Source organism: Komagataeibacter xylinus, assembly GCF_031081985.1.
Lineage (GTDB): Bacteria > Pseudomonadota > Alphaproteobacteria > Acetobacterales > Acetobacteraceae > Komagataeibacter > Komagataeibacter xylinus_E.
The window spans coordinates 429,790-446,548 of the sequence record NZ_JARWSK010000003.1 but is presented as its reverse complement, the minus strand read 5'-3'; the positions used below and the strand labels follow the sequence as shown (position 1 = coordinate 446,548).

16 protein-coding genes are annotated in these 16,759 nt (G+C 61.8%); 8 read left to right on the top strand and 8 right to left on the bottom strand.

Translation table 11 applies throughout. The features are described from left to right. Positions 1-58: 58 nt before the first annotated feature. From QEG70_RS08175 to QEG70_RS08165, 3 genes are read left to right on the top strand one after another with little or no spacing between them, the layout of a single operon-like run. Positions 59-343 carry a hypothetical protein gene (locus tag QEG70_RS08175; RefSeq protein WP_061273798.1) on the top strand — a complete coding sequence of 95 codons (285 nt, stop codon included), beginning with the start codon at positions 59-61 and terminating at the stop codon, positions 341-343. A gap of 21 nt (positions 344-364) precedes the next feature. Further along, entirely contained in the window at positions 365-517 is a 153-nt protein-coding gene (locus tag QEG70_RS08170; RefSeq protein ID WP_308720198.1) for a hypothetical protein, read from the top strand. 27 nt (positions 518-544) lie between these two features. After that, the gene (locus QEG70_RS08165) at positions 545-808 is read left to right on the top strand and encodes a hypothetical protein (protein ID WP_308720197.1); all 264 of its coding nucleotides are present in this window, start codon (positions 545-547) and stop codon (positions 806-808) included. Positions 809-950: 142 nt separating this feature from the next. On the opposite strand, the gene QEG70_RS08160 is transcribed toward QEG70_RS08165, so the two are convergent. Genes QEG70_RS08160 through QEG70_RS08150 form a run of 3 tightly spaced genes read right to left on the bottom strand, consistent with a single transcriptional unit; the run spans position 951 to position 4,306 of the window. Next, on the bottom strand, positions 951-1,889 hold the full coding sequence (locus tag QEG70_RS08160; protein WP_308720196.1) for a glycosyltransferase family protein: 939 nt from the start codon (positions 1,887-1,889) through the stop codon (positions 951-953). Between the two features lie 48 nt (positions 1,890-1,937). Beyond that, positions 1,938-2,741, bottom strand: a complete 804-nt coding sequence (locus QEG70_RS08155; RefSeq protein ID WP_308720195.1) for a glycosyltransferase family 2 protein — start codon at positions 2,739-2,741, stop codon at positions 1,938-1,940. Beyond that, positions 2,738-4,306 carry a CgeB family protein gene (locus QEG70_RS08150; RefSeq protein ID WP_308720194.1) on the bottom strand — a complete coding sequence of 523 codons (1,569 nt, stop codon included), beginning with the start codon at positions 4,304-4,306 and terminating at the stop codon, positions 2,738-2,740. The genes QEG70_RS08155 and QEG70_RS08150 overlap by 4 nt, the downstream gene beginning before the upstream one ends. A gap of 397 nt (positions 4,307-4,703) precedes the next feature. Here QEG70_RS08150 and QEG70_RS08145 point away from each other — a divergent pair, with 397 nt between their 5' ends. The 4 genes from QEG70_RS08145 to QEG70_RS08130 all read left to right on the top strand — a co-directional run bounded on the left by QEG70_RS08145 (position 4,704) and on the right by QEG70_RS08130 (position 10,001). Beyond that, positions 4,704-5,357, top strand: coding sequence for a hypothetical protein (locus tag QEG70_RS08145; protein ID WP_308720193.1), 654 nt, complete (start codon positions 4,704-4,706; stop codon positions 5,355-5,357). A gap of 163 nt (positions 5,358-5,520) precedes the next feature. Then, entirely contained in the window at positions 5,521-6,963 is a 1,443-nt protein-coding gene (locus tag QEG70_RS08140; protein WP_308720192.1) for a mannose-1-phosphate guanylyltransferase/mannose-6-phosphate isomerase, read from the top strand. Between the two features lie 172 nt (positions 6,964-7,135). Then, positions 7,136-8,128 (top strand): phosphate ABC transporter substrate-binding protein PstS, encoded by a 993-nt coding sequence (gene pstS, locus QEG70_RS08135; RefSeq protein ID WP_308720242.1) that lies wholly within the window; start codon positions 7,136-7,138, stop codon positions 8,126-8,128. A 154-nt stretch (positions 8,129-8,282) separates the two neighbouring features. Next, the gene (locus tag QEG70_RS08130) at positions 8,283-10,001 is read left to right on the top strand and encodes an OprO/OprP family phosphate-selective porin (protein WP_374762571.1); all 1,719 of its coding nucleotides are present in this window, start codon (positions 8,283-8,285) and stop codon (positions 9,999-10,001) included. A 249-nt stretch (positions 10,002-10,250) separates the two neighbouring features. Here QEG70_RS08130 and QEG70_RS08125 read toward each other — a convergent pair whose 3' ends face one another. The 3 genes from QEG70_RS08125 to QEG70_RS08115 all read right to left on the bottom strand — a co-directional run bounded on the left by QEG70_RS08125 (position 10,251) and on the right by QEG70_RS08115 (position 13,667). After that, positions 10,251-11,579 (bottom strand): ATP-grasp domain-containing protein, encoded by a 1,329-nt coding sequence (locus tag QEG70_RS08125; RefSeq protein WP_308720190.1) that lies wholly within the window; start codon positions 11,577-11,579, stop codon positions 10,251-10,253. A 53-nt stretch (positions 11,580-11,632) separates the two neighbouring features. Then, the gene (locus tag QEG70_RS08120; RefSeq protein WP_308720189.1) at positions 11,633-12,868 is read right to left on the bottom strand and encodes an NAD(P)-binding domain-containing protein; all 1,236 of its coding nucleotides are present in this window, start codon (positions 12,866-12,868) and stop codon (positions 11,633-11,635) included. A 463-nt stretch (positions 12,869-13,331) separates the two neighbouring features. Beyond that, entirely contained in the window at positions 13,332-13,667 is a 336-nt protein-coding gene (locus QEG70_RS08115; RefSeq protein WP_308720188.1) for a hypothetical protein, read from the bottom strand. A gap of 219 nt (positions 13,668-13,886) precedes the next feature. Between QEG70_RS08115 and QEG70_RS08110 the strand changes: the two genes are divergently transcribed. Then, positions 13,887-14,381 (top strand): hypothetical protein, encoded by a 495-nt coding sequence (locus QEG70_RS08110; RefSeq protein WP_308720187.1) that lies wholly within the window; start codon positions 13,887-13,889, stop codon positions 14,379-14,381. Positions 14,382-14,886: 505 nt separating this feature from the next. On the opposite strand, the gene holA is transcribed toward QEG70_RS08110, so the two are convergent. After that, positions 14,887-15,906, bottom strand: coding sequence for a DNA polymerase III subunit delta (holA, locus tag QEG70_RS08105; protein ID WP_308720186.1), 1,020 nt, complete (start codon positions 15,904-15,906; stop codon positions 14,887-14,889). Then, the gene (locus tag QEG70_RS08100) at positions 15,903-16,757 is read right to left on the bottom strand and encodes a hypothetical protein (RefSeq protein WP_308720185.1); all 855 of its coding nucleotides are present in this window, start codon (positions 16,755-16,757) and stop codon (positions 15,903-15,905) included. Before QEG70_RS08100 ends, holA begins: the two co-directional genes overlap by 4 nt. Between the last annotated feature and the right edge of the window lie 2 nt (positions 16,758-16,759).

Genomic DNA, 16,759 nt, shown 5'->3' with positions numbered 1-16,759 from the left:
CGGGCTGTTTGCTATCACCATGCCTGCCGCGTGATGACAAGAGCGGAGGAGCACAATCATGAACGATCAGGCTGAAACAGACCACCTGCGCAAGGCGCTGGCCCAGGCGGCGGGCGATGCGGCGCAGGCCAAGGTCATGCCCGTGGTCAAGATGATCGCGGCCCAGCAGATCGTTGTCATGGACCTCATGCAGATGCTCGTCGAGGCAAAGGTGCTGCATGGTGATGAAATCGCCGCCCGCATGCGCCACCATATCGAACATACCGATACGAAGGACATGGCCGCGCGCGCCCTGTTCGAGCAGGTGCGCGCCCGTTTTGCGTCGCCCGCCCCCAAAACCTGATTTGCAAGGAAGGTGTTGCACATGGCCGATCATCCTCCTGCCCTGCGGGCAGAAATCGTGGCGCTGAAGGCGGAACTCAGCCGCCTGCGTGAAGAACTTGCACAGGCCCGCAAGACCATACAGGACCTTAACCTGCAACTGCGGCGTGATGCGTCACGCCCCGCCACGCGCTGAATGCGCCCGCCCGAAGGAGAACCCGCCATGAAAGAGGAACGCGACGCCGCCGGTCGGGCCGTTGTCTACCCCACCGTAAGCTGCGGGGCGGAGGCCGTGCAGGATTCCATCGTGGTGATGGACCTGTTCATGGCGACAGCGCCCGAGCACATGCCCAAGGGTGACAGGCGCGTGGTGACCGTGCTGCCGCCTGAACTGGCTCTCAACTTGGCCGAGCAGTTGCGCAAGGCCGCCGAACGCTGTCAGGCCGCCCGTGCCGAAAAGCAGGCCAAAGGCGCGGAGACTGTTTGATAACAAAGCATCGATAAAAGTTTCTGGGTGCCGCCTTTTTGCAAAAAGGCGGCATTCCTCGAAGTTTTCTGAAAAAAAAGCTTCACCAAAAACGTTCTTATGATTGCCGGATGCTTTCCGGGCTGGCTTTTCAGGCAGTCGCTCAGCCCCCGTGGGCTGCGCGTGCCCGCATGCCGCCATAGCGCAAATTGACCGCAGCCTGGCCGCCCTGCACGGTCGGGATGGTGAGGGTGTTCTCCAGCCCGCTGCGCATGGCCTTTTGCGAGGCCATGTGCACGATGCCCACCGGCGCATGCGGAAAGAACAGGTTGGCCAGCGTGCCCGTGGCCTCATCAAGCAGCCAGGGGCCGATATAGTTGTGGCTGTTATCGAGAAAGGTCACGGGCAGGCCGTCGATATACACCGCGAGCGCAATGCAGAGCTGGTCCTGCGTAAAGGCCATGTGGCGGCGGGGCAGGATCAGCGCCTGCCACCGGCGCAGCACGGGCCAGATGGAGGCATTGCGGTGCAGGCAGAACACGCCCGCATTGAGCAGCGGCTTGGCCCCGATGCGCCTGCGGATGGCAAACGGCAGCCGGGCGCGGGTGGCGTTCTTATACAAAAACGAGCGGATCTGCATCCAGCCGGGGCACAGCCAGCGCACGCCGAGCAGGTCGGCCCGCTTGGCCCCGATTTCGGGCACGATGGCAAGGGTGCCGCTTTGGGCTGCGGCAAACAGGCGTTCAGGCGCCTGCCCGTCCTGCACCCATGTATCGGCATCGAGCCACAGGATCAGGTCAAAATCGGGCAGCATCTGGTCAAGCCACAGCTTGCTGATGTTGATGGCAAGGCTGGGCCGCCTTGCCAGTGCGCGGCGTGGTGCGTAATCGGGAATATGGGGTGCCAGCAATCGCACGCCCTGCGCCTGCAATGCCGTGCGCTGCCCTGCCGTCATGCCGCAGTCGATCACGGCGATGGCCGTGTCGGCATGGTCGCGGATGGAGGCGATGAGTTCGGCCACCAGTTCAAAATAGGCATGGTCGCACCCGGTTACGATAATCCGGCGGGCGGCAGGCGTTTGCGGGTGGTCAGGCGGCGTCATGGTCCCATATAGGCACAGGACGGCGTGGGCGGGAATACGCGGCCTCTCTCAGGGTTTTGTCACGGCAGGCGTGGGGCGATAGCGCGCGCTCAGCCCGGGGTGGCGAAAGGCCATGATGGCGCGCAGGCTTTCATGCGCGACCCAGGCCTCGTTGGTGGTGCGCGAATTGCCATGCACGCGGTAGCGGCACAGGATCTCGGGCACGTAGGCGGCCTGGAAATCGCGGTCGATGAATTTCAGCCAGAAATCGTAGTCTTCCCAGCCTTCGTCAATATGGCTGTAGCCATCCACCGCCACCCACGCCTCACGGCGCAGCAGGGCCATCACGTCCACGTAGTTCTCGCGCACGATCTGGGCGGGGTCCCATATGTCAGCCGAACCAATGCGCTGTTCCTTGCCAAAATATTCAAGCTGGCAGTACGTGGCGTCAAACCCGCCATCCACCGCCGCCTCGTGCAGGCGGGCAATGGCGCGGGGGTAGATCATGTTATCCGCATCCATGACAAACACGAACGCCCCGCCCGCGTGGCGAAAGGCGGTGTTGCGCGCGGCTGACGGGCCAAGGTTGCGCGTATGCACCACCAGCGTGCAGCGCCAGAAACGCGCGTGGTTTGCCTCCATCCATGCGGTGATCAGCGCGACCGAATCATCCGTGGTCGAGCAGTCATCCACCACCACCAGTTCAAGGTCCGGGTGGGTCTGGGCCGCGAGGGAATCAAGGGCTTCGATGATGTAGCGGCCATAATGGAAATTGGTGACGCACAGGCTGACCAGATCGGCAGGCTTCCTGCGGCGGTGCCTGAAGGCGAAGGCGGTCTGGTCGGCCGCCATCCAGGGGGCAGCGATGCTCATTCTTCCGGTGTGCTCCATACATGGGCGATAAAGTCGCGGATGCGCGTGCAGCACGCCCGGTTGCCCGATGGCGTGCCGATCAGTTTCAGGGCGTTTTGGCGGATGGCCTCGGCTTTGGCCTGTCCTTCGGGCGTGTGGGTGAGCCACTCGATCAGGTTGGGGATATGGCGGCCGGTTTCCTCAAGGAAGTGCTCGCCCGCCCGGAACACCGGATGCGGCAGGCACGGCTCGGACACCACCACCGCGCCATTGGCCATGGCGCCCTTGACGATGCGGTGCCATTCAAAAAAACCGTAATCATCGCGGTGGATGTTCAGTGCAATGCGCGAGTGCCCCGCCACATGGGCGGCCAGGCGCGAGAGCGGCCGGTCACGCGGGCTGGTATCGATGGGTGTGGTGAACTTGCGGTAGTAGAAATAGGTGCGGTACTGCGCGAAGAAACCGGCATTGCGGGCAAAGAACTTTTCGCGGTGGGCGGAAAGGCCGCCAAAAAAGCTGATATCCAGCCCGCGATCGGCAAAAGGCGTCGTGGGGTCGGGGCGCTTGCGGCACGCGGGCGGCAGGATGCGCACCATGGGGTGCTGCATGTCGTCCTTGTGCAGGTAATCCCGCGCGGTGCTGATCGTGGGCGTGAAATGGATGGCGGGCAGCCCGGCCTGCCGGAAGCTCTCGGCCATCTGGTGGCAGATATCGATCACGCCCGCGGCCATGAGCATGAAGGGCAGGCCACGCTCGAACCACAGGGTCTGGGGCTGTTCGGTATTGAACATGATGGCATCGCGGATGATGGCGCCCGTGGCCCAGTCCCGCCCCCGGCCAAGGTGAAAGAACTCATGCGGGGCGACGAAAATGCACAGCGCGGGCCGGTCATCGATGCTGGCGGTCTCATCAAGCAGGCGGCAGTCCAGCCCGGCCTCGCTCAGGCTGCGGTGCAGGTCGGCTGCGATTTCATGAATGAAGACATTCCCCGCTGAATTGGAATAGACGCCGATGCTCTCGGGCACCGGGCCGCCGGGGGTGAGGTAATCCGCATCATCCAGCCCCTTTGCCGCACACAGCGCGCCCAGCGTTTCCGATACGCGCAGCGGGCTGAAGATGCGCCGCCCTTCGGGTACGCCATACAGCAGGGCATGCTCGGCCATGTCCGTCATGTCGCGGTCGAGGTCGCGGTTGCTGTCGTGATAGGCGCCGGGTTCAAAAAACGGCAGTTGCTCGAGCGTGCGCACGCCAATGCTCAGATCCTCGAGGTGGAAGCGCGTGAGCAGGCCCTGATGGGCTATGTGGCAGCCTGCATGGGTATGCAGGAAGTGGATGAAGGGATTGCGGTTGCGGGCACCGGCATCGGGGTGCTGGCTCAGATAGGCATCGGGCCGGAAGTTGCGGTTGGGCTGCCGCCCTTCACGGTAGCCATATTTGACGTAATGCAGCAGGGGATCGAGTTCCGACCCGGCTACATCCGGATAGGTGGCGAGATAGAAAGCGGCGTCGAACTGGCCGGACTCCCTGATCTGCTGGAGGTCCTGTTGTTCCGTCGGTGTCAGTGTCAGGAGCAGGTCCGCGGACAATGGCTCTTACCTTGGCTGGGGGCATCATGGGGCGTGCCGGGGCACATCCTTCCTGCTAGGGCACATCCCTTAAGAATTGATTATTGCAGGCGCGGTTTTTGGTGCTGGGGTGCGGGTTGCAGGCCGTATCCTGTACCGTGCAGTCATAAAAGCCCGGTCAGGCGGGTCGTGCTGCTGTGGTCCGGCATCGGAATCGGGCAGCATTTATCCGTTATTATCAATCATGATGCATATGAAGTAACAGGCGGCCAGAAAGGGCAGGGGCGGAGGGCAGGTGGTGGCCCCGTGCATGCCCGCGACATGACAGCTTTGCCGCCCGTCTGCTATCATGACCCCGAAAAAGCGGGCCCAGCCTTGGGGCGCAGAAAGGGAGATCGGGTGCATGTATCCGGCCCGGATGGATGAAGATAAGGGCCTGCGGGCCTTTGCGCGGCGGCACTGGTGGGCGTGCATGAGCGTGCCGGTGCTGCTGTGCCTGGGCGCGGCATTCGCGCTTTACCTGAACTGGAGCGCGCGCAGCGAAACGAATTTTTCCCAGCATAATATCCTGATCAAGCATTCGCAGGAGGAAGCGGCCTTTGCCCGGCAGCTTGCCCTTGATGACCAGATCATCATCAGGGACCGCAAGGTCTTCCTCGACTTCACCCGCGCGGATTTCGCCCGCATCGCCCCGCCCACCCAGATGGCGTGGCTGCTGAAGGAATATGCCAAGTTCGATGTCAGCCGCGCCAAGGTGTATGACGGCCACGAGACCCGTCCCTTCACGCCCTCGCCCTGTTCGGTGGCGCTGTGCTTCGTGCCCATTTTCGTGGAGGAGCTGCATGATGACCCACTCCACAACAGCAAATACATCCAGGTCGGCGCGCTGGAAGACATGTCCCGTACGCTGATTGTCGATGCCGAGCAGTTCTGGCGGCTGCGCAAGCTGGTCCTGCGTATCGACGCCATCCTGTTTGCCGACCGGCGCGAGCAGATGAGCGCTTTCGAGAAGGAGATGCAGTTGCGCACCTCGCTTGACGTGCTGCGCGCCGATGCCCAGAAAATTCACTAGGCGCCAGCTTTGAAGCAGGGCGCTGACCAAAATCCCGGGGGGCGGCCTTGTGCAAAAAGGCCGTGATCTTCGACGTTTCCCGAAAAAAGGCGCATTCGAGAACTACTTTCATTTTTAAACGCTTTACAAATATCTTGCGTCCCGTTTCGTTTCAGGAGACTCCATGACCGCCTCCCTCCCGCGTCCTGCCTCGTCCGTGGTTCCGGTCATCCTGTCAGGCGGGAGTGGCAGCCGGTTGTGGCCTGTCTCGCGCAGTGCCTACCCCAAGCAGTTCTGGCCGCTGGTCTCGCAGCGCACCATGGTGCAGGAAACCGCGCTGCGCAGCCACGGGCCGGGTTTCAGCACGCCCATCGTGGTGTGCAACAACGAGCACCGCTTCATCATGGCCGAACAGTTGCGCGAGGTGGGCATAACCGCGCCGCGCATCCTGCTTGAGCCGGTGGGGCGCAATTCCGCCCCCGCCATTGCCGCCGCAGCCGTCCTCGCGGCCGAGACCGACCCCGATGCGGTGCTGTGGATCATGGCCGCCGATGCCGCGATGCAGAAGCCGCAGAACGTTGCCCCGGCACTCGCGCTGGCGGCACGGGTGGCGCGCGCCGGGCGGATCGTGACCTTCGGCATGACTCCTACGCGCGCCGAGACCGGCTATGGCTATATTGAAAAGGGCGCGCCGCTCGCGGGGTATGAAGGGGCCTTCGCGGTCGAGCGGTTTGTTGAAAAGCCTGATGCGGCCAATGCGGAGCGCATGTTCGGCTCAGGGCGCTTTTTGTGGAATTCGGGCATGTTCGTGTTCACGGCCCGGACCCTGTTGCAGGAGATGGAAAAATTCGAGCCTGCCATTCTCGACGCCGTGCGCGAGGCCGTGCGCGAGCGGCGCTCCGACATCGATTTTGAGCGGCTGGACCCCACCGCCTTCGCGGCCTCGCCTGACATCTCGATCGATTACGCCGTGGCCGAGCGCACCGACCTCATGACCGTCATCCCCGGTGATTTCGGCTGGTCGGACGTGGGTAGCTGGGATGCGCTGTGGGAACTCGGCCCGCAGGATGACGCGGGCAACGTGGTCAGTGGCGATGTGGTGCTCAATAACACCACCAACAGCTACGTGCGCACCGATGGCGTGCTGACCGCGGTGAGCGGGGTGGAAGACCTGCTTGTGGTGGTCAATGAGGATGCGGTGCTGGTCACCCACCGCCAGCATGCGCAGGATGTGAAAACCATCGTGACCCGGCTCAAGAAGGCCAACCGCCCCGAGGCCAGCGCCCATCGCCGCCGCTACCGCCCCTGGGGCTTTTATGAAACGCTGATCATGGGCACCCGCTTCCAGGTCAAGCGGATTGTGGTGGAGCCGGGGCAGATGCTGTCGCTGCAGAAACATTATCACCGCGCCGAGCACTGGGTGGTGGTGGAAGGCACGGCGGAGGTCACGCGCAACGACGAGGAGATTCTGGTGCGCGAGAACGAGAGCGTGTACCTGCCGCTGGGCGCCACGCACCGGCTCAGGAACCCCGGTCGCATTCCGCTCACCCTGATCGAGGTGCAGTCCGGCCCGTATCTGGGCGAGGATGATATCGTGCGGCTTGAGGATGCGTACAGCCGCGCCTGACGGGAGTTATGGCAGGTATTGGGGGTTCATATTTCCTTCATAAAACTGTCATGGACATATCATTTTCATTACGGATGTTAATTTTTTATTCTCCGGCCTGTCGGCTGCAAGGCCAGACGCGTCTGTATTCTTCATGTCGGAGAACATGAGTATTATGTCCTTTCCTGCTCGAATGCTTACCTGTGCCCTGCTGGCAAGCGCCCTGCCCGTCATGGCCCATGCCGCTGACATTACAGGGGCCGGTTCCAGCTTCGCCGCGCCCATCTATGGCGCCTGGGGGGCGGATGCGCGCAGTGCTGCTGGCGTCAACCTGAATTACCAGACGGTCGGCTCCTCCGCCGGGCAGAACCAGATCCTGGCGGGCACGGTTGATTTTGGCGCCTCCGACGTGCCGATGGATGCGCAGAAGCTGGAAAACGCCCATCTGTTCCAGTTCCCCACGGTCATGGGCGGCATCGTGCCGGTCATCAACCTGCCGGGCATTGCCGCCAACCAGATCCAGCTTGATGGCCCCACGCTTGCCGCCATCTATCGTGGCGAGATCGAGCAGTGGAACGACAAGCGCATCGTCGCCCTCAACCCCGGCGTGAAGCTGCCTGACACGGCAGTCGCCACCGTGCACCGCGCCGATGGCTCGGGCACGACGGCGGTGTTCACCGGTTATCTCGCCCGTGTCTCGCCCGAGTGGCGCGAAGGGCAGGGTAGTGGCGCTTCCATCGCCTGGCCCGGCGGCATTGGCGCGCGTGGCAATGATGGGGTTGCCGCCTCCGTGCGCAATACCGAGGGCGCGATCGGCTATGTCGAATATGCCTTCGCCGCCAACGCGCACATGGTGACCGTGAAGCTGAAGAACCATAGCGGCGCCTATGTCGCCCCTGATATGGACAGCTTCAAGAGCGCTGCCGAGGCCGCGGACTGGAAGGATGCCTCCCACTTCGCCGTTGACCTGCTCGACACGGCGGGCGCTGGCGCGTGGCCGATCGTCTCGCCCACCTATGTGCTCGTGCCGGTGCCCACCGCCAAGGCCGAGCATGGTGCCGCCGTGCGCAAGTTCTTTGGCTACGCGCTCAAGAGCGGGGATGCCGCGGCCTACAAGCTCGACTACGTTACGGTTCCCGCCACGGTCAGGACCGAGATCCTGCGCCAGTGGGACAGCGCTAAATAACGCTCCCGATATAGTAACGACATAACAGAACCGCCCGGTATCCGGGCGGTTTTTCTGTATGGTCAATTGTCATAAAACCTTCATGAAACTGTATTGGAAACATAACACACAAAACTGTGTCACGCCCTTAAATGGACCCATTCTTCATTACGGAATGGTTAATATGATTCGCCGCTCAGCTGCTTCACTGTTGCTTGGTTCCTCCGCCCTGTGGGGGGCGTGCTCCCTTCAGTCAGCTCATGCGGCATCGGCATCCGATGCTGCCCAGATTCAGGCCCTGCAGCGCGAGATGCAGGAAATGCGGCGTGAAATGTCAGGCCAGATCAGCGTCCTGCGCCAGCGCCTTGCCCGTGCCGAAACGCACGCCCCCAACACCACCGCCGCCAATGCAGCGCAGGCCCGCCGTGTAGCCGCCGCCAATGGCCAGCCCCTGCCCGAAAGCTACGCGCGTGACATCCATATTGGTGGCGACACCGGCACGGGCAGCAATTTTGGCAGCGTGATGCAGAAGGCCGATCTCGGCACCCCGCCATCCGACCGTGGCGTGTCTTCCTCCTGGTCTTCCTTCCGTGCCGCGACGGAAAAGGAGGAGGCGCTGCATCTTGGTGGCATGATGGTGGGCTTCCCCGGTGGGCGCCCGACCATTTCATCTGATGATGGCATGTATGCCATGTCCATCGGCCTTGCTTTCCATGAAGATATCGGTGGCTTCATGGGCATGTCCCCGCGCCGGGGCGAGGCGCGTGGCGATTTCTCCAGCCTGGCCGAAAACGCCCGCCGCCTGCGTATTCCCATCTCGTTCCGCTACAAGAACTGGATCGCCAACATCACGCCTGATTTCGGTAACGGCACGGGCGATGGTTCGACAACGCTGTATGAAGCCAACCTGAACTATGCCGGCTTCCACAACACCGTCATTACCGCCGGTTACTTCCAGCCGCGCGTGACGGAAGAAGACTCCGAAAGCTCGAACGAATTCGAGATGATGGAACGCCCCGCCATTACCGATATCGTGCGTAACATTGCCGCAGGCGATGCGCGCATGAGCTTCGGTGCGCTGCATTATGCCAAGCGCTGGTGGATTGCGGGTTACGTGACCGGCCAGAGCTATGGCAGCCGTGGCGGCTCACCTGAAAAGGTAACCGGCGTCAACAGCTACACCGGTATTGCCGACAGCCAGAGCGGTGCGACCTTCCGCGTGGCGGGCCGTCCTTACATGTCGAAGGATATCGACGTGCATGTTGGCCTGTCTGGCATTACCGCATTCAAGGTTGCGGAGAATGGCGGTTCGCGCAGCTACAGCTTCTCCGAAGGGCCTGAAGTCAACCTGACCACCACCAAATTCCTCAGCACGACGGTGGGCAACGTGGGCAGCATCTGGTCGGCTGGTCCCGAACTCGGCTTCCGCTGGAAGCGCCTGGTGCTGAAAGGTGAATACTACCATATCGGCGTGACCCGTGGTGATAACTACGGCACGAGCGCTGCCAACCGTGGCACCGTCAACTTCCAGGGTTACTATGGCGCGGCCAACTACACCCTGTTTGGCAAGGCCCGTAGCTACAACATCAAGGAAGGTGCATTCGCCGCTCCGGGCGTGGACCACGCGTTTGACCCGGCTCACGGCTACTGGGGTGCGCTGGAACTGTCCGCCCGTTACAGCGTGGCGGATCTGGACAGCGCTCTGGGCACCCCCAGCGGTATCCGTGGCGGACAGCAGACGGTCTGGTCGGCAGGCGTGAACTGGTATCCCAACCGGCATTTCCGCTTCATGCTTGACTTCAACCACATCATCGTCAGCCGCAACAGCGCCCTGTATAACCTGTATGGCCGTGACGGCAATTCCGTTGCCGGTCGTATCCAGGCCGCATTCTAACAGCCTTCGGGGCGCCGCCATGCTTCATGCGGGCGGCGTTTCCTGAAGTTTTGAAAACAGCGATACAACAGACGCGTTCGTAATTTTCAGATGTACCGTGGGTGGGTGTTTTACACCGCCTTCAGGTGACCACGGCAAGCCGCATTGAAGGGGCATTACGCCCTCATGATGACGCAACGGGCCGCATGGCATTGCCATGCGGCCCGTTTGCATTCATGTGGCCTGCGTTCAAATATCAACGGGGCGGGGTTACGGGAGTGCCAGCGGCATGTCGGTCATCATGCCCGCCTGCAGCAGGGTGGAGAGCTTGCCCATGGCCTCGCTGCGGTCCACCGATTTGCCGTAGGGCATGTTGGGCCGCAGGCGCTCCTCCAGCCGGGCCACTGAGCCACGGCGCGGCCAGGGGCGGCGCAGCAGTTCTTCCACCAAAGCCGGGTGCCGCCATGGAATGTCGATCCATGCGGAGGCATTGCGCACGCTGTCGGCTTCCGCGCGCAAGACCTGCGGGAACAGGGCCACGAGTGCGCGTGCGCCAAGGTCGAGCATGTCGGGTGAGGTGCTGGCCGCCTGCGTGCCGCGCACATGGCGCAGCAGGCTGCGGATCAGCGTTGTGCCATTATGGCACAGATGGCCGATCTGGGTCAGGCGCGGGTTCATTTCTATGAAGTGATAGGTGCCGGTTTTGGCGCAACGCACAAAATCCAGCCCAAAAAAACCCGATAGCTGCAGGCTGCCGCATGCCACCCGTGCCGCGTGCTCCATATCCGCCGCCTCGGTGATCTCGATGACCGTGGCCGCCCCCGTGCGCCCCTGATAGGCCACCACGTTGGCCCCCAGTGTTGCAATCACCTCGCCGCGCCAGCATGCCACCATGATATTGGCGGGCATGCCGGTCACATGCGCCTGCGCCATGACCGGCATGGGGCGGCGGCTTGATGCCTCCATGAAGGAATAGATGTCGCGATCGGCCAGCAGCACGCGCAGCGCGCAGGCCATGCGCGCGGGCTGCGACAGGCGGCGGAAGGCGGCCATCGCCTCGGGCGGGGTATCGGCAATGACCACGCCCGACCCGCCCCAGCTCCGGTCGCGCTTGAGCACCCACGGGCCGGGCGTGCGCGCGCACCATGCCCGCAGGTCCTGCGCCGTGTCGAGGGCGGCTGCGGCAGGAGTGGGCACGCCCCTGGCCCGGAATGCCTCGATCAGCTTGAGCCGGGTTTCGGCATAGCTGAAGAATTCAGGCTGCCCGAGCGAACGCACAATGGTGGCACGGCACAGGCGGCCTGCCTCGGTGGCGGGATCGGCCTCGGCATAAGCCTGGTGCAGGGCCAGCACCACCCGGTCATCGGCTGGCACGATCAGGTCGGGCCTGATGTGGGCCACGGCCTCGGCCAGAACGCCGGGGGCGGCAAAATAGGGGTAGCGGCTGAAGCTTTTGATGCCATCGAGGCAATGCAGCGAATGCCCCTGCGGGCAGATGGCATGCACGCTTACCCCGCTTTCGATGAATTCCAGCGCCGCGCGCGTAATGGCGGACCACCAGACGGAGGAGACGATCAGAACTGTAAAATCGTTTTTCATGGGTCGGGACTTTCCAGTTCAGGTCATGGTGGCCATGACCGGCAGGGGAAGTATTACGGCGCGAAAGCTGGCTGCGTGATGGGGGCAAAGGCGCGTTGCCGCCTGAACCGCGCCGTCAGCCTGCGGGCGGCAAAGCGCGCGCCCCACGCAAAGCGCAGCAGCGGGCCAAAGCTGCCAGCCGCCATCGGGCCGATGAAATACAGCCCCGGCACGCTGGATTCGAAGTGGTGCGACAGTGCGGGCATGCTTTCCTCCGTGCGCACGGCGCGCGCCAGTGACGGATCAACAAAAGGCAGCCTGTCAACGGCAACCTGCACGCCGGTGCCCAGAAAGACGTGGTCCACTTCCGTTGTGCGGGTCAGCCCGGTCTGTTTATCGCGGAAGGTCAGGTGAATGGCGCCCTCGTGCATGGCGGCGGCGGTGAGTTCCACATTGAGCCAGATCGGCACCTTCTCGCGCACGACCTGCCCGGTCACCCAGGTCGCCGCAGGCCCGAGATGCCCGCGCGTGATGCGCAGCCGCAGGCGCACGGGCAGCATGTGAAACACGTCAGGCAGGTCGCACGCCATGCGCGAGCGCCAGCCCGTGCCAAGGCCGGAGAGGGGTTTCTTGATGCGCGTGACCAGCCGCCTGAGCGGGCTGAGCTTCTGCGGCGGGTTATTGATCCAGATCTTGGGCCGCCGGGTGCAGATGAAGGTTTCCGCCCCTGCATCATGCAAAAAGCACGCCGTATCCACCGCCGATGACCCTGCCCCGATCACAGCCACGCGCTTGCCCGCAAAGCGGGTGAACGCCGTCTCGTCGAATGTATGGCTGATCCGCGCGCGCGGCAGGTCGCGCACCACGGGGGGCAGGTAGGCAAAATGCTCGATGCCCACCGCCAGCACCACGTTGCGCGCCGTGACGCTCTCGCCATTTTCCAGCCGCAGCGCGAAGCCCTCGCCCGCGCGCGCAAGGTGCGTGACCAGAAAGGGCCGGAGCTGGGGCACGTGGGTTTTCTGGAATGTCTCGCCATATTCCCGAAAGACTTCGGCGGGAATGGGCACGCCCGTTGGCGCGTAAGGGTAGCCCCGCGCACGGCAGAACTGCGCCAGCGTGGACTGCCGCGCGGGGTCGAACAGGTCAAGCGCGAAGCCTTCCGCCTTGAGCCGCAGGGCAGCGGGCACATGGTCGCGCCAGAACGCCATGGGCCGCCCGAAAATACGGAAATTCACCCCCCTCTCGCGCAGATGCGCCGCAAGGGAAAGACCATAGGGACCAGCCCCTATAATGGCGATGTCGGTATTCATCAGTAATCCACCAGCCTGTAGGTTCGAAGTGCGAACAATGATCAGTAAAAGTGTGGAGACGTGAATCTGTATTGGGCATTCACGACAAATGCCGATGTGCTCTTTGCACGGGAACAAGGGTTTACGTGTTCAGAACGAAGGCCGGATCACGATCTGGCCATACGTTAACCATACATTTACCTTATGAAAGACAACAATCGTAAAAAGATAAATATATGTAATAGATACGTGATCTGGCAAAAATAACACAGTTACCCACCGTAAACTGTACGGTTTATAGTTTACACGCTATAGTTGTGAATAAATAAATATTGTGAAGGGAACTTTTATGCTGTTCCCATACTTCACGCACGCGCGTCAGGAATCTAAAGGGAAGGGGCAGGCGACCAAAAGACACAGAAATCAGCCTGTTGCCCGTAAGGGTGGCAGCAAAAACACAAGAAAGTTTTCGGTGAAGCTGTTTTCAAAACGCGTCAGGCAATGGGGCCTTCCTGAACAAAAGGATGATCTCGCCATCTGTGCCGGTTGGAGCGGTGCTGGATTGCAACATGCAGCATGACGATGTCCTGCCGTGCAGCCCATTCATGTTCCGCGCCTGGCATGAAGGGGCGGGCAGAATGGAGGGGAAAGAGGCTTTTTTCAGTTCATGCAGGTGTCGTTTCAGCGCCGGGGTAAGGCTTAAATAAAGTTTGAAATAAATCATCAATAAAAAATAATAAAACTTTCTGCTGCATTCTTTTTTGGCAGAAAGTGGTGGTTTTTCACGTTTTTTAATGTTTTGATAGAAATCTATCTTCATTTTAAACCTTGATAGCATTGATAGGTTTTTATATAATTTTCATCTTAATATTAAATAAAATAATTTAAATTTCATGTATAATTCTGTATTTTTAAAATATATTGTAAGTATTAAAAATTAAGGGCGTTATTCGTAAATGCGGAATTGGCGCATGTTGACATATTTCAATACTGCCATAGCTATGGCCTCAATATTATTGGTTTAGGAATTTTTTGTACCATGAAGAATCTTGCAATATTAGGGTCTGGTATGGTCATGCTGGCTCTTGGCGGATGTCAGAGCCACCCGCAGATAGTACATGACAAATACACTGGCACCACAGCCTGTGTTTCGGGCAAGCATACCGATCATCCCGGACTGCTCCAGACATTAAATACCATCGCCACATATGTGCGCGACAAGGGCTACGCGGTGGGAATTGAATATAACTCATATAACCGCCTGTCGCCTGAAACCGTGTGGAGCGACGGCCATCAATACACCTATAACGACCTGGGATCGGACGCTCATGCCTGTATGGGTGCGGGTGGCTGCCTGATCGATGAACGCGGCGCCATCAAACTGTCAAAGGATGAATTCTTCCAGTTCGCCAAAACCGGGTTCGATTTCAAGATTGTTGGCTACCATGGCGCGGTCACGGGGCATATGCCTGCATCGACTTTCCAGAGCGTTATCGATCAGTGCCCCGATGCAGGTAGTGCATCAGGCGGATAATATCATCCGGGCTTGTGCCGTCAGGCGGATCAGCCCGGCACTGTCGCGGCCCGGTGTCTGAAAGGGTGGAAATTGCGGGGGCGGCGTTTGGGGAAAGGCGGCTGAAAAAGCTTTTCCCTGTTCTTTCAGGTCATGCCTGAAAGAAAGGGTATGTCCGCGGCGGGATTCGAACCCACGGCCCCAGGATTCATACCACTTCGGCTTTCACCGCCGCCATGAGCATGGCGTTCGTGGTCTGGACTGTCCCTTCACCATGGACCGCATGCGGTCTACAGGTGCTGCCCATCCAGTCTCTACACCTTGCCGATATAAACCGGCCTTGGCTCGGGATTGGCACGGCTTTCGCCAGAGCGTTCCCCGAATTTGAGCAGATCCGCCATGGGGTTTCCCGTCATGGCGCCCAATTTGAAAACCAGGAATCCTGTGCTCTATCCGGCTGAGCTACGCGGACATACTGCCAGCTTTCTAACCGAGGCCATGCGCGCGGGCAAGGGCAATTTTCCCGCTAGCGCCGCCTGCGCGCCTTCTGCGCCAGGCCGCACAGGCGGGCCACATGCCGCAGCCCCAGCACGATATCGGGGCTGCCGGTCTGCTTGCAGGCCAGTTCCAGCGCCTGCGTATCCTGTGCCGCCTGCAGCAGGGCGGCCGCCGACCAGGCATTGAGTGCCTGCCCGAAACTGTCCGTGCGCTTGAAGAATACCGGCGGGCGTAACTGCCGCATGGCCTCCGCCCGGCCCATCCCGCCATCCATGGCCAGTCGCACCCGGCGCAGGCGGTGAATATGGCCCAGCAGCACGCGTGCCAGCGCCACCGGGCTGCTGCCATCGGTCACCAGCGCGCGTTCGGCGGCGGCATCGGCGGTTTCGCGCTCGCCCGCCATGGCGGCAAACGCCGCATCCTCCAGCGACACGCCCGCCGCATCACCCACGCAGGCGCGCACATCCTCCAGCCCCAGCCTGCCGCCGGTACCGGCAAACAGGGCCAGTTTTTCCACCTCGCTGCGGGTGGCGGCACGATCAGGCCCCGCGCGTTCAACCATCCAGCCCAGCGCATCGGGGTCAATGTCCACCTTATGCCCCGCCAGCATGTGCCGGATTGCGCCTTCAAGCGCGCGGCCTTCCTCGGGGTAGCAGCCGATGACGCCACAGTGGCGGTCCTTTTCGGCAAAGGCGCGCAGTTTCGAGCGTGAGGCCAGGCCAGGCGCCTCAAGGATGACCAGCGTGTCCGACTCCTGCGCCAGGCAGCGCTGTACGGCGGCCAGCACGCTGTCACCCACTTCGCGCAGCCAGATCACGCGCCGCCCGCCGGTCAGTGACAGGGCGGTGCTTTCCTCCTCCAGCCGGTCATGATCCTCGCGGCCCAGAATGGCCACGCGAAACGGGTCGTTGAGGTCGGGGCAGATGGCCCGTGCGGCTATCGTGGCCCGTTCGCGGATCAGCCCGGCATCATCTCCATGCAGCACGATGGCCCGCAGCGCGCCGGGCGCATTCAGGGTCGCGTTGACGGAGCGGGCGTCGATCTTCACCGGTTCTCGTTGCCCCCGATGCTGATGCCCGACATGTCATCGTTCTCGAGCGCGGACGTGCCCCGACGGGTGCTTGCAGGGGCCTGTGTCGTGGTGTCGGGCGTATTGTCCATGGGGCCGTTTTCATCGGGGGTCATCAGGCCGCCATTGTTTTCCGCGTTGAGCTGGGCATCGGTGCGGCCGGTGGCCATGGTGGGCATGCCGTCGGCGCCGGGTTGCTGGGCAGGCATCTGGTTATTGGGGTTGATGATGCTGTTGGGATCGGTGTAGCGCGGCTGGTTCTGCCCCCGCACCGAGCCGCTGATGGCGGGCTTGGCATGGGTGCGGAACCATGCTGCCACCTGCTGCGTGACCTGATCGCCCAGGTTCTTGGCCACGCGGGCGCGCACGCCTTCAAGGTTCAGGGTCTGGGCGAAATACTGCTCGTAATTGTTGTTCACGCCATCCACCACCGAGGCATCGCCCCCGGCCAGCATCTCCGGGTCGCTGTCCATGGTTTCCAGCGTCCAGTGGGCAAAGGCCGTGGTGCGGGTGCGGCCCGATGTGTTGTCGGCGTGGATGTCCACGGCCTCGTTCATCAGGTAGGTGCGGATGCGCAGCACGTAACGGGTCGGGTTTTCCGGCCCGGCGCCGCCCATGTCCTGTTGCAGGGCCTGGCGCAGCAACTGGCCATAACGCTCGTTGATGCGCGCGACATAGACCTGCTTGAGCTCGGCCAGCACATTGCCGGAGGTGGGCCTGCCATCCGGGCCGATATGGCTTCCCGTCGTCTTGTACATCGGGGAAAAGCCGCACCCTGCCAGCATGAGCAGGGCGCACAGCACGCCGGTGCGACGGACGGGAATGGCCATGT

What these genes read in the sequence shown, in the direction of transcription:
- QEG70_RS08115 (WP_308720188.1), bottom strand. Translation starts at nt 13,667, where the DNA reads ATGAAGATAGATTTCTATCAAAACATTAAAAAACGTGAAAAACCACCA.
- QEG70_RS08170 (WP_308720198.1), top strand. Translation starts at nt 365, where the DNA reads ATGGCCGATCATCCTCCTGCCCTGCGGGCAGAAATCGTGGCGCTGAAG.
- QEG70_RS08110 (WP_308720187.1), top strand. Translation starts at nt 13,887, where the DNA reads ATGAAGAATCTTGCAATATTAGGGTCTGGTATGGTCATGCTGGCTCTT.
- QEG70_RS08140 (WP_308720192.1), top strand. Translation starts at nt 5,521, where the DNA reads ATGACCGCCTCCCTCCCGCGTCCTGCCTCGTCCGTGGTTCCGGTCATC.
- QEG70_RS08175 (WP_061273798.1), top strand. Translation starts at nt 59, where the DNA reads ATGAACGATCAGGCTGAAACAGACCACCTGCGCAAGGCGCTGGCCCAG.
- QEG70_RS08160 (WP_308720196.1), bottom strand. Translation starts at nt 1,889, where the DNA reads ATGACGCCGCCTGACCACCCGCAAACGCCTGCCGCCCGCCGGATTATC.
- QEG70_RS08120 (WP_308720189.1), bottom strand. Translation starts at nt 12,868, where the DNA reads ATGAATACCGACATCGCCATTATAGGGGCTGGTCCCTATGGTCTTTCC.
- QEG70_RS08125 (WP_308720190.1), bottom strand. Translation starts at nt 11,579, where the DNA reads ATGAAAAACGATTTTACAGTTCTGATCGTCTCCTCCGTCTGGTGGTCC.
- QEG70_RS08155 (WP_308720195.1), bottom strand. Translation starts at nt 2,741, where the DNA reads ATGAGCATCGCTGCCCCCTGGATGGCGGCCGACCAGACCGCCTTCGCC.
- QEG70_RS08100 (WP_308720185.1), bottom strand. Translation starts at nt 16,757, where the DNA reads ATGGCCATTCCCGTCCGTCGCACCGGCGTGCTGTGCGCCCTGCTCATG.
- pstS (WP_308720242.1), top strand. Translation starts at nt 7,136, where the DNA reads ATGCTTACCTGTGCCCTGCTGGCAAGCGCCCTGCCCGTCATGGCCCAT.
- QEG70_RS08145 (WP_308720193.1), top strand. Translation starts at nt 4,704, where the DNA reads ATGGATGAAGATAAGGGCCTGCGGGCCTTTGCGCGGCGGCACTGGTGG.
- QEG70_RS08130 (WP_374762571.1), top strand. Translation starts at nt 8,283, where the DNA reads ATGGTTAATATGATTCGCCGCTCAGCTGCTTCACTGTTGCTTGGTTCC.
- QEG70_RS08165 (WP_308720197.1), top strand. Translation starts at nt 545, where the DNA reads ATGAAAGAGGAACGCGACGCCGCCGGTCGGGCCGTTGTCTACCCCACC.